This window comes from Deinococcus sp. YIM 134068, assembly GCF_036543075.1.
Lineage (GTDB): Bacteria > Deinococcota > Deinococci > Deinococcales > Deinococcaceae > Deinococcus > Deinococcus lichenicola.
The window spans coordinates 338,144-349,540 of record NZ_JAZHPF010000001.1 but is presented as its reverse complement, the minus strand read 5'-3'; the positions used below and the strand labels follow the sequence as shown (position 1 = coordinate 349,540).

Here is an 11,397-nt window from a genome sequence, read left to right as displayed (position 1 = left end):
GTGGTCAAAACGGTCAGCGGTGGAAGTGCCTCGGTTGCCGCGGGTTGGAGGGATAAGCTGCACCCTCACCTTCCCCCACGGACCCACTTTGCGAGAGTGCAACCGCAGGCAACCAGTCCGGCGACAACGGGAGTTGCCCTCCCCGCCAGCGCTTTTGGTGGTATTCAACGTGGACGTGATGCCGCTGGTCGGGCAGGACTTCCAGGTTTTCAGGAGCGTTGTTCAGGCCGTTGCCGTCCCGGTGGTGCACGACCTCCTCGGGGCGCAGGGGGCGGCCTAGGATCTCAGCCGCAAGCTGACGGTGCAGCAGGACCATCTTCCGCAGTGCCGGGTCCCACACGCGGCAGTACCGCTTGGTGTGCTGCCGAGATGCGCGGCGCGCCATGGCCTGCCGCCGCCAGGGTCACGAGGTGGTGCCGAGCGTGTGTTGCCGGAAAGCCGCCAGTGAATCCCCATCCGGCGTCTCGTCACCATCCAGGGCCGCTTCCTCCAGCACTTCCTCCACGTCCAGCTTCTGTCCGTGTACCTGAAGGGGCGGCCGCTGCTCTGCCTGCAATCCACGTTGCCGCTGGCGGGTCGTCACGATGTCGTGGATCTCCCCGACCATCTGCCCGATCTGCTGCAACCGGGTGTCGACCTGCTCGATGCGGCGGGACAGCTGGTGGGCCTCTCCCGTCGAGAGTGGCCCCACCCACCGGCCCAGGGCACGCTGCACCGCCTCACGCGTCGTGGTGGCCGTCTGGGTCTGCAGCAGCCGGTGCACCTCCCGCATGTGCTCCGCCGTCTGCGCGTCCAGCAGCCGGGTCTTTTCCTGCCCCGTCTCTGCCCGGTACGCCGTCAGCCTCTTGGTGATGACACTCGGATCGACGCCCAATTCCTCTGCCAGTTCGGATGCCAACATGGGCGCACGTTACAGGTCTTGCCATTCACTTGTTACCTGGCTTGCCACCTTATAAGGAAAGACAAAAATCGCTGTTCTGGACAGGGAAACTGTGCAAAAATACTAAACACTAACCTATAGATCAACCTGGCCGGGTGGCGGACTTCCATGTCCTGCACGCCATTCGATGCGCAGTTCAGCACACGGCCATTTGCCGCCGTGCCAGAGTCGGTCATGTCCGTCCGCCACCCGGCCAAGAGAAAGAAAGAGTTGCGGGAGATGCTCGCCATTGACCGGACGTTGACGACCGTTCAACTGGAGCGGCTTGATCTCCTGACGACCGCCCAACAAATGGGACTGGTGACCGTTGACCGTACCTGCCGGACACGGGTGACACAGCCTGGGTCGCAGACCGAGCTGCGGTTTGTTGTGGCCGACCCGTCTTATCAGTCCCTGCCCTCCTCGACACTGATGCATTGGGCAGGTGTGGCAGAAACGCGAGGACACATAGGGGAGGCCTATGGACCGCTGCTTCAACTCAATACCCTGACTGGCCGCGAGCGCCGTCACCTCCCCGATGCGGAGATTCACGTGCCCGACGGCAGGGTAGTAGCGGTGGAGTTTGACGCTGGCTACCCCAGGGAGGTGATTGCGGCCAAGCTACGTGCCGCGAGCAACGCGGGGTATAGCGGGTTGATCTGGGGGACCAGCGTCCGCGCAAGAGCAGCGACAGTCCCGTTGTTTGCCCGCGAGATGCGTAACGAATTGCCTGGCTTACAGAGTATCCATGGCATCTACATCGACTTCTGGTCACCTGGTAAGCCCTATGCTGCCCGGCGCTACAGCCAGCGCAAGGACAAGTACACGGTCACCCTGCACAGACCAAGGGCAAGTGGATCAGGCGCACGAGTGGGTAGCCGATAGCCCACTGTTCCCCGGATTCCTTACGCCTGACCTCCAGCGCCCGCAGGTACATCTGCAGGGGCCGCGGGTCGGGCACCGCCAGGAGGAGCGGGTGGTGCCAGATGGACGTATCCAGGTAATGCCGCTTGTAGAGCTTGCGCAGGGCGGGCAGCGTGATGCCGCCGCCCCGGATACTGGCGTACAGCCGGGGATGCCCGCGCTGCTCCGATTGAGCTTGGCTGTCATGGCGGTGGATGTAAGGCGCGACCTGGTAACGGGTATCGACGTAGATCTGGTTGGCTACCCTGCGCGGCACCTGCAGGGTGATAGAGGTGATGGCACTGGTGTAGGGAGGACGCCCCTGGGCCAGCAGCGCCGCCCGTTGCTGGCCCCCGGCCCCCTGATACTCGTACTTGTCAACGGTGTAGCCCTCGGCGAGGAGTTGCTGCAAGGCGTCGTTCTGATAGGCACGGTCCACCGCGGTGCTGGGGGATGTGAGCTTCGGGAGGTCCGGCTGCGTGAGCAGCTTGTGCCCCCTGTCCGTCAGGTGCAGCACCTTGCCGTAGAGCGTGCCCGACTCGGTCAGCAGACCGCCGGTCAGCAGGCCGTACCAGTTGGGGCGGGGGCCGTACGCCTCCACGACGCGCCTGGAGGTCAGGGCTCCAGCTTTCGCGACAGCGTGCAGCACGTCTTTTTCCTTCGGCCTGAGTGGTGTGCTCATGGCTCCACCGTAGGTGCGCGAGGGTGTGTCTTTCCAGACGGATCGGGGGAGGGGAGCGGCGTCACCCCTCTTCGGGGACCAGGAGACTGGACTGAGGGCGGTGCACCTGACCCGCAGGCCCCCGCGTCCTACACTGCCTGCGACAGGAGGTCACGGCACATGACCCGCATCACCGCCACCGTCGACGAGCAGGGCCGGCTCATACTGCCCCAGGACCTGGCTTGCCAGCTCCGCCCAGGTCAGACCGTCGTGATCGCCCTGGACCTGCCCGACCGGGAAGCCCGGCAACCCTTTGCCGCCTTTATCGGCGTGTTGCCGCCCCTGGATGTGGACAGCGCCACGTACTACCGGCGTGAACGGGGGCACGAGGAATGACGGGCCGTGTCAGCACCAGCGTCCTGAGCGCCCTGCTCCCCGGGGAGCGGGAGGCTTCCCTGTGGGCGGAGAGGCTGCAGCGTCGGCCCACATCTGGCCACGCCAGAAGAGGTCAGGAGCCATCATGAAGATCACCGAACACGACGCGCTCCTGATTCTGCGGCCCGAGTTGCGCGACCCGGAGTTGGAGCGCCGCCGCCTGGATACCCTGGCGCGCAGTGAATGGCTCTATGGCCTCACCACTCCAGAGCACCTGCAAGCCGGGATTCCGCTGCCTGACCGTCCTGGAAAGGTCCAGCAGCGGTAAGCCCGCGCCTGGCCCGTCTGCCGCCCCGCGCTGCCCGCCGGGGCGACAACCCCTCAGCGCTTTCCTGGGCAAAGAGGGTGGAATGCTGGCGGTCGTGATGCTGCCAGCCGGGGTGCCAGCCAACTGCAACCGGGCGCTCGCCGTGCGCCTGGCCGTCCGGGAGCGGGGCGGCGGACGTGAGCTGACCGGGCTGGTACGGGTCTTGAGCCTCGAGGTGAGTGGGGATACCGGGGTCCACACGCTTTCAGTGAAGGCAACGCCTGAAGGCCGGCCTTGCACACGCCCCTCAGCTTTCAGATGGCTCAGCAGTCCTGGCCGGTATTAGCTGCTGACCCCCCTCAAGACACGAGGGTCGCCCTTCCGGTTCTTCCATGGGGAGCCTGCTGCGGCTGGCCTTCGTTTTCAGGGGAGTGGCGTCACCCCTCGTCGGGGGAGCGGCAGGCATGCCCAACACGCTGATCAGCGCCTCCACTCCTCTGCACCCCACCTCCACTCAGGCCCAGGCCCTCGGGGCCATGTGGTCGGCCACGCAGGGGCTCCACCTCACCGTGCGCGGCTGGCTGCGGGCGGTCGGCCGGGGACTGCACCTGCACGTCCGTGAGGCCTTCTGGCAGGTCAGCGACGGCCACCTCCTGCCCCGGGTCGACGACCACCGCCTGATCGATATCCGCCTCGACGCGCTGCACCAGCTGTCCCAGGTCACGCACGCCGACCTGCCGCCCCCCTGGCAACGGGCCATTCCGGGGGAGGTGCTCCAGCGACTGCTTGACATCGAGGTGCGGCGGCTTCAGCCTTTCGGCCACGGGGTCCGGGCGGGCCGGGCGCTTCCGCTGCTGCCCCTCTCGCGGCTGGCCCTCGACGCGGCGGCGCGGCCGGTCGATGCCCACCACGTCCTGATCGCCGGTCTGAGTGAGCCGGTCGTGGCCGACGTGTGGAGCCTCCCCGACGACATCGCCGAGGCCCTGCTGGTCGAGGCCGACGAGCAGGTCGCGAGGGCCGCGGCCCTGGCTGACGTCCTGAAGTCCCGCGTGCTGTGCGGGGATACGGGGGCCGCCTCCGAGCTGTACCGCCTGCACCAGACCGCCTGGCCGTGGCTGGGCCGACAGCCGAAGCTCACCCGCGACCCGGACCGCCCCCACCGCTATCAGCATGTCTCCCTGGTCCAGCAGGCGGGCGGCCTGGCCCTTGACTGGACGGTCCGGGTCCCGGCGGGGTACCTGCCACCCGCCCGGCGGGGCGACGGGTTCGGCGTCGACCTGGGGTACCGCCGGGTGGTCACGGCGGCAAGCGCTGCCGGGGTGACTTCGGTGGAACGGCGGGCCGAGATCCGTGCCGGCCTGCCCGCACCGGCCGACGACGCCCGCGCCCTGTACGTGGACAGCACGCTGCGCCGCTGCGTGCTCGACGCCCACCGGGAGGAGCTGGAGGCCCTCCTGCGGCAGGCCCTCACACACACGGACGTCAACATCGAGGCGATCAACTGGGCGGGCATCCGTGACCGGGGCGGCGCGCCCTGGGCCGCGGAGGCGATGGCGCTGCTCGGCGCCCCCACCTTCACGCGCTGGCTCCGGATGCTGGCCCCGGCCAGCGGCACGCGGGTCCACCTGATCGACCCGGCGGGCACCAGCCGCACCTGCTGGCGCTGCGGCGGGGCGGGCGAGCGGCCCTGGCCGTACACGCACTTCCACTGCCCCGCCTGCGGCACCTGGACCGACGCGGACCACAACAGCGCCGCCCTGATTCGTCAGCGCGTCCCTGGAGACCGGGTGGTCAACTGACGCCCGGCCCGGCGTCCTCGTCCGGGGGCAGCAGGTCGCGCAGCTCGACGCCCAGCCCGCGGGCCAGCGCGTCCTGGTTGTCGATGGTGATGTTGCGCAGGCCGCGCTCCACCTGGCTGATATAGCTCCAGGTCAGGCCACTGCGTTCCGCGAGGTCCTCCAGCGTCAGCCCTTGCCGGTGGCGCTCGGCCCGCAAGGCCACCGCGAACCGTCGCCTGGACGGGCTGGCCTCCTTGGCAACCGGCTGCTTGCGGGGTCGGGGCACCCGCCCAGCGTCGCGTTATGTCATGGCCTAATCCATGCACTCTATATCTTATAACTCCATATACTATCGGTGATATGGAAAGACTTCCCATGACGCTGGCCCTCGCCCTGCTTTCTCTGTCCCTGAGCAGCTGCATGGAGAAAGACCAGAGCGGCGGCACGGCAGCCACAGCCCGTGAGGCGGCCCCGTCCCCGCAGGCCAGCGCGCTGCTGGCCGCCGCGCTTGCCAATCCGGAAACCGCCAGCCGCCGCGCCTGCGTGATTCTGGAAGGCCTGGACGGCGAGAAGTACTTCAACAAGTTCACTGCCAGCGCAAAAGACAGCGTCGCGCGGACCCAGGCGGGGTACTACCAGGTGAGCCAGAACCCTTTCCGCTTCGCCTTTACCCAGAAGTACAAGGACCTGATCGCGCGCAGCACCAACCCGCAGGCCGACACCACCCGGCTGTGCCTGGGCGAGGCGCGCGTGCAGGAGGTCCGGGTCGCGCAGCAGTCCGGTCCCGACAAGGTGATCGCCCGGGGCGTGACCCGGATCGAGTACGCCGACTGGGCCACCGAGGAGGTCCGGCGCCTGTTCATCACCAACCCCAACGACCCGATGTTCCAGACCATCCCGATGGTCTGCACCCGCAGCGGGGAGTGGCGCTGCGACAAGCGCTGAGTCGCAGGAGGGCGGGCTGACCTGGGTGACCACGACCGTCACCCAGCTTCTGGGCGCAGATGAGCGAACCTAGCGGTCGTGCCAGGGATTCTCCCTCGAGCCGTCCCCCTCGTAACTCGGCGTGGAGTCGAAACGGCCATCATAGGTGCGGACCATCTCCTGGTGGTTCGCGCCGGGGCCACGTTCCTGCCCGGCCTTGCGGGCGCGGCCCGTGAGGTGCGGCGGCGGCCTGTGAAACCCGGCCGGGCTGATCTCCAGGCCACTGATCGGGCAGGGTCCGGGCTGGGCCGCGGGAACCTCGCCCAGCAGTGGCGTGAACGCCTCCGCCGCGAAGATGGTCAGGTGGTGCAGGGCGCGGGACACGGCCGTATACAGCAGGGGGCCGTCATAGGGTGTGCCAGGTGAGTAGGTGGCCGCGTCCGCCCTGATCAGGATGGCCGCGTCGAACTCTAGGCCCTTGGCCACGCCGATCGGCACCACGGCGATGCCCCCCGAGTAGTTCTCGAAGTTACGGGTGCGGCTGTCGATGGGAAAGGCTTTGCGGTCCTTGACCCGCTCGTAGAGGCCCTGGCTCTCCTCGGGCGAACGGGTGATGATGCCGATGTTCCTGGCCCCTTCCCGCTGCAGGCGGCGCACCTCGTGGGCGAGCAGGGGCACCAGGTCCGCCTCACGCCCGTAGCGCACGAAGTGGACCGGGGGACCCGGACGGGGCACCGCCTGCGCCCGAGGCTGGGCGGAACCGGTAGCCTCCAGCACGCGGTTGGCCTGTTCGGTGATCTCCTGCGAGGAGCGGAAGGTGAGGTGAAGTTGCTCGACCTGCTCCTGGCCGGTGCCCAGGGCGTCGATGACGACCTGCCAGTCCCGAATGCCGCGGTAGCCGTGGATGCTCTGGCGCAGGTCTCCGAAGACGGCCGCGTGCCCCGGACGAACGAAGGAGGACAGGAGGTCATATTGCAGCGGCGACAGGTCCTGTCCCTCGTCGGCGGCAGCACCCGAACACTTACGGCGCCACCCAGAGTGCACGCTTCAGTTTCCCGCTCACTTGAAAAACTCTGCATTCACTAACGCGATCACGAGTGGAGCGTCTTGCCGGACGGCACTACAGATTAGGGCGTCGCGTGCGCGGGTTATGCCTACGTAAACAAGCCGCGCCTCCTCCTGCAGCTCACGGTACCGGTCTGTTTCCTTCAATAAGGTATACATACCGGGCTCCTCTTCATCATCGGGGACGAAGACGACGCCCACTTCGGCGTCCAGGCGCAGTGCCGGGGGAAAGCCCCGCCCTAAGCGGCCGAGACCAGCCAGGGCAACGACTGGCCACTCCAGGCCCTTCGCGCCATGGATGGTGCTGAGCGTGACGGCGTCACCGCTGCTCGGCGGGGGTCGCGGCACCGGCCGCCGCGCGGTGATGAGGCGCGTAAGCCGCACAGACACCTCAGTGCAACTCCGCAGTGGTTCCTCCAGGGTGCCGATCAACTCGTGGCATGCCTGGAGGTCCACAAGGTGCCGTTTCGCGTCCGGGAGTCGCACCAGTGCGTCCCGATACCCGCTCAACTGCTCCGTACGCTGCAGTACCTGCCTGGGCGTCAGCGCGCCGAGTTCATTCAGAAGCATGGTAAGGACGGCTGCCGCCCGACGAACAACAGGGTTCTCACTGCGTTGGATGGTCAGCCACCATGCTTCGCCCGTGCTCCAAGCGCGCCGCAGCACCTCGACTTCTCCGTCACTCACGCCGAAGTGCGGACTACGCAGCAGCGAAAGCAGCGCTGCGCTGTCTTCCTGATCCGACAGGAACCGAAGGAGGGCCCAGGTGTCCAGTGCTTCTGGAGTTCTCAACAGGTCGCCGCCCCCAGCCGTGAACCAAGGCACACCCCGTGCCGTGAGGGCGCGCCGGAGGTCATCCAAGTCCGACCATCGTCGTGCAAGAACTGCGACATCCCGCGCCTGTAGCGGCCTGAGACGCAGGTCGCGCGGGTCTTGGATCTCTGGGGCGTCGAGAAGCAGCTGTGCGAGGTGATCGGCGAGCGCATCTGCTTCCCCTTCTGGCGTGGAGATCAAGCCGCTTACTGGGCTCAGTGGCGTCCCGCCGCTGCCCCTGGAGGCCGTGAGCAGGCGGGCCTCGCCCAGGATCGCGCGGGCGCCGTCGTTGAGACGCTCCTGCAACTGGTTGTGGCTGCGGTAGCCCTCAGTGAGCGTCACGCTGCTCCCGCCCGCCTCCAGAACGCGCCGCTCGAGTTGCTGGAGTGCGTCCCGCCCAGCGCCCCTGAAGCCATAGATGGCTTGCTGGTCGTCCCCCACCACCGTCAGGTCACAGGACGCCCCGATAAGGTTCAGCAGTTCCGTCTGCACTGGACTGGTGTCCTGTGCCTCATCGACCATCACATGCCGCCACCGCCGACGATAGTGCCGGGCAACCTCAGGGTTTCGCAGCGCACTCAGCGCGTGCGTTTCAAGGTCGGCGTACTCCAGCGTGCGCGACTGACGTTTCCGGCGGTCCAGTTCATCCGTCGTCACGCGGAACGCGTCGGCGAGGAGCGGCAACTGTGCGCCGAGTGCTGCGTCTCCCTCACCGTACCGCAGGGTGAGCAGGGGCGAGCTGATCAGCTCTCTCAGCGTCCCGAGCGCTTCCTTCATGCCCGGCAGGTCCCGCCAAGGGACTTTCCTGCCGCCTTTCAAGGCGATGCCCTCAATCAGCGCCGCACCGCGTTGCATCTCGCCCGATGCGATCAGCGCTAGCCCCTGCACGGCTTCGCGGCGAGACTTCTCAATGGCGTCCCCATCATTCCCGCAGTCGCCGTGCACCTGCGCCGACGCGGCCAACCACCGGGGGTGCCGCTGAAGCGCATCCCAGGCCTCCTGGCGCGCCCGCTTTAGCAGGGCAGCCCAGTCGTCTGTCCTGCGTGCCAGGGAAGCGCGTGCCACGTGTGGCTCCTGATGCAGCGCCTGTAGCATTCGCCGCAGCCGACCGTGCTCCAGGACACCGAAGGTGGGCAGATCCACCTCCAGCATCGCGTCGTCTCTCAATTCTTCCCAGCGGAGGTGCGCGTCCGGCCCGTCTTGCACGACCGATCCGCTGGGAACACTTGCGGCAGCGGGGTGATCCCGGCAGATGCGTGCAGCCAGCGCATGGATGGTGCTGATCTGTGCCACCTCCACTTCCGCGAGAAGGTCCGGATGGTCGGCGTATGTCTGCGTCACGCGCTGCCGGATGCGGGCGCGCAATTCTGTCGCTGCCCGCTCCGTGTAGGTGACGACCACGATCTCCATCGGCCGAAGACCGCGCCGGAGCAATTCTACGTAACGCTCCACCAGCACGTGCGTCTTCCCGCTCCCCGCGCCAGCCATGACGGCCACGCTTCGGCCTGCGGTGATGGCCCGCTGCTGAGCGTTCATGCATCCTCACCGGATCTTGCTGACTGCCGGCACAGTGGGGGGAGGGGGCAGGCGGCGCAGTAGCTGCCTGGTCTCGCCGGGAAGAAGCCTGCACCCGCCGCCTCCCTCAGTTCACCCACCAGCTCGTCCAGTACACCTGGCTGATGCTGCACTCGGCCGAGTACCCGGCGCTCGGTGTTACCGAGGGACAGGTATTGCCCGGCTGCGACGCGCATGTCGGGATGTAGGGTCGCGATGACGTCAAGGTATAGATTCATCTGCACGTCCCGCGCGCTGCGCGATCCGCCCTGTGGGCTGGAGCCTGACTTGTAGTCTGTGATGAACAGTTCGCCGTCCAGACAGTCGATGCGGTCAATCTTGCCCGTCACACGCAAGCCGTTCCACTGAACGTCAAAGGCTCGCTCCACGCCGACGACGGTCGCGCCGTCCCGAATGAAGTCCGGGGAACTCAGTGCTCGCTGGAGGCGGCGACGCAACTCCGGGCGCTGCTGCGGCCATGCGGAGCGCCGGGTGAGGCCCTGTTCGGCCTCCGCCTGCTCAAAGGCAATGGGAAAACTGCTGAGCATTGCGTCACGCGGCTGCGGTTGATTCTTCGCGGCGCGGCCGACGAGTTCCAACACGCGGTGGTTGAAGCGCCCCCGTTCCTGGGGCAGCAGGTGCGCGCTGTTCTCCTCCCGTTCATTCAGCCCGAGGGCGTGCTGCGCATACCAGCGGTAGGGGCACTGGCTGAAGCGCGTAAGTTGCGTCGCCGAGAAGGTGTACGTCTCTAGCAGCAACGACTGCCCGATTTTGCCAGTTTCCGTCGTAGGCGAGTCTGGGGGGCTGACGGACGCCGCACCGTCTGGTTCTTCCTGGCCCGCTTGGTTCAGCTCTGGTAAGGCGTGGCCCAAGCGGACGAGGTAGACGCCAGGCTGCTGCTGCCGCTTCCCCAGTCGTTGAGGCCAGCTGAGTCGTAGCGATTGCCGTGCCGTGCCGAGGGCGTTCCAGAAGGCCAGATCACGTGCATTTACAGCGTCTAGGGCAGTGAGGCAACGTACTCCCTCTTGCTGGAGCTGCTGACGGTCATAGAAGTCCAGCATGGGCGGATTCGCTGGGGGGGCTGGCAGGAGGCCCTCGCTCAGCCCGAGAATTACCACGTGGTCGAAGCGTCCTGCGGCGGTTTCTGGTGTCCTTACTGGCCACCCCTGAGCGGGCTGCGGTGGAAGTGAATCCTGCAAGAGCCGTAAGACCTGTACGGCGAAATCGCGCAGTGAAACGACCTGCGTCTGCGCGGTGAGCTCGTCCACCTCGTTCATCAGCTGCTGACCGGCCCGGCTGTCATCCTGCGCGAGCCGCTGTGGGTCGAGGCTTTCCAGTATGTTGAATAACAGCTCTGCGTACTGCTCGTAGGTCGCCTCCTCGGGCCACGCCCGCAGCCATCCAGGCAACCCTAGTTCCAACCAGGCTTCCCGACTCCTGGCCCTGGTGCGCGACGCGGCCTGCACAAGCGCCGGAGTCACATCGCGTGCCAGCGGATGGCCAAGCACACGGCGCACCCCTGGGCCGCGCCAGTCACCGCCCAGGACCCGGAACAGTTCGGCGAGCCAGGCGCCGAGCCGCGTGTCCGCTATGGAGCGTTCCAGCGGCAGGTCCAACGTCACGCCGAGGTCAAAGGCGACTGCCTCAAGCTCCGGCGCGTACAGCGCAAGGTCCGGTACGATCAGCAACCTTTCTCCCGGGAGCGCAGTCAGTGTGGTGAGGGCCGCCACACACTCTTGGTGGAGGTCCGCTGCGGCCTGAAGGGTCACGCCTGCCATGTCCGTACCGTGCCCAGTGAGAAACCGAGTGGCGGAACGCTCGCCAACGTCCGGGCTGGCGGATAGTGTCTCATCCTGCGCCATCCAGCCGAGACCTTCCAGAGCCACAATTGTATCTCTCACAGCTGGGACTTCCCGTGGAGGCAGGATGATGACGCTCTCGTCGCTGGCGCAGCCGTCAAGCGTTCGCAACTCCATATCACTTAACGCGGCAAAACCCACGACGAGCAACGGTAAACTCAATGTGGTAGGGGATGGTTCCCCTGGCGGGAGTTCCGCCACAAAAGCACTCCAGAGGGCGGCGAGTGGGCGGGACTCGG

The 11,397-nt window shown here is 66.9% G+C and carries 12 protein-coding genes; 5 read left to right on the top strand and 7 right to left on the bottom strand.

The features are described 5' to 3' along the window. Positions 1-13: 13 nt before the first annotated feature. Complete coding sequence (locus tag V3W47_RS01870; RefSeq protein ID WP_331823582.1) at positions 14-316, bottom strand: HNH endonuclease; 303 nt, start codon at positions 314-316, stop codon at positions 14-16. Between the two features lie 87 nt (positions 317-403). Then, positions 404-901, bottom strand: a complete 498-nt coding sequence (locus V3W47_RS01865; protein ID WP_331823444.1) for a hypothetical protein — start codon at positions 899-901, stop codon at positions 404-406. Positions 902-1,114: 213 nt separating this feature from the next. Here V3W47_RS01865 and V3W47_RS01860 point away from each other — a divergent pair, with 213 nt between their 5' ends. Then, positions 1,115-1,804 (top strand): hypothetical protein, encoded by a 690-nt coding sequence (locus tag V3W47_RS01860; protein ID WP_331823443.1) that lies wholly within the window; start codon positions 1,115-1,117, stop codon positions 1,802-1,804. Here the strand turns inward: V3W47_RS01860 and V3W47_RS01855 are convergent. Then, positions 1,749-2,504 carry a hypothetical protein gene (locus tag V3W47_RS01855; protein WP_331823442.1) on the bottom strand — a complete coding sequence of 252 codons (756 nt, stop codon included), beginning with the start codon at positions 2,502-2,504 and terminating at the stop codon, positions 1,749-1,751. The genes V3W47_RS01860 and V3W47_RS01855 overlap by 56 nt on opposite strands. Positions 2,505-2,663: 159 nt before the next feature. Between V3W47_RS01855 and V3W47_RS01850 the strand changes: the two genes are divergently transcribed. The 3 genes from V3W47_RS01850 to V3W47_RS01840 all read left to right on the top strand — a co-directional run bounded on the left by V3W47_RS01850 (position 2,664) and on the right by V3W47_RS01840 (position 4,964). Continuing rightward, positions 2,664-2,879 (top strand): hypothetical protein, encoded by a 216-nt coding sequence (locus tag V3W47_RS01850; RefSeq protein WP_331823441.1) that lies wholly within the window; start codon positions 2,664-2,666, stop codon positions 2,877-2,879. 124 nt (positions 2,880-3,003) lie between these two features. After that, positions 3,004-3,186, top strand: a complete 183-nt coding sequence (locus V3W47_RS01845; protein ID WP_331823440.1) for a hypothetical protein — start codon at positions 3,004-3,006, stop codon at positions 3,184-3,186. Between the two features lie 443 nt (positions 3,187-3,629). Beyond that, positions 3,630-4,964: a zinc ribbon domain-containing protein gene (locus V3W47_RS01840; protein ID WP_331823439.1), complete on the top strand. Its 1,335-nt coding sequence runs from the start codon at positions 3,630-3,632 to the stop codon at positions 4,962-4,964. Here V3W47_RS01840 and V3W47_RS01835 read toward each other — a convergent pair. Then, the gene (locus V3W47_RS01835) at positions 4,957-5,229 is read right to left on the bottom strand and encodes a helix-turn-helix domain-containing protein (RefSeq protein ID WP_331823438.1); all 273 of its coding nucleotides are present in this window, start codon (positions 5,227-5,229) and stop codon (positions 4,957-4,959) included. The genes V3W47_RS01840 and V3W47_RS01835 overlap by 8 nt on opposite strands. 74 nt (positions 5,230-5,303) lie before the next feature. Between V3W47_RS01835 and V3W47_RS01830 the strand changes: the two genes are divergently transcribed. Beyond that, on the top strand, positions 5,304-5,888 hold the full coding sequence (locus V3W47_RS01830) for a hypothetical protein (protein WP_331823437.1): 585 nt from the start codon (positions 5,304-5,306) through the stop codon (positions 5,886-5,888). 69 nt (positions 5,889-5,957) lie between these two features. Here the strand turns inward: V3W47_RS01830 and V3W47_RS01825 are convergent, their stop codons facing one another. The 3 genes from V3W47_RS01825 to V3W47_RS01815 are packed head-to-tail and all read right to left on the bottom strand — an operon-like array spanning position 5,958 to position 10,987. Beyond that, the gene (locus V3W47_RS01825) at positions 5,958-6,911 is read right to left on the bottom strand and encodes a UvrD-helicase domain-containing protein (protein WP_331823436.1); all 954 of its coding nucleotides are present in this window, start codon (positions 6,909-6,911) and stop codon (positions 5,958-5,960) included. 15 nt (positions 6,912-6,926) lie between these two features. Next, positions 6,927-9,281: a UvrD-helicase domain-containing protein gene (locus V3W47_RS01820; RefSeq protein WP_331823435.1), complete on the bottom strand. Its 2,355-nt coding sequence runs from the start codon at positions 9,279-9,281 to the stop codon at positions 6,927-6,929. Next, positions 9,278-10,987 (bottom strand): PD-(D/E)XK nuclease family protein, encoded by a 1,710-nt coding sequence (locus V3W47_RS01815; RefSeq protein WP_331823434.1) that lies wholly within the window; start codon positions 10,985-10,987, stop codon positions 9,278-9,280. The genes V3W47_RS01820 and V3W47_RS01815 overlap by 4 nt, the downstream gene beginning before the upstream one ends. Between the last annotated feature and the right edge of the window lie 410 nt (positions 10,988-11,397).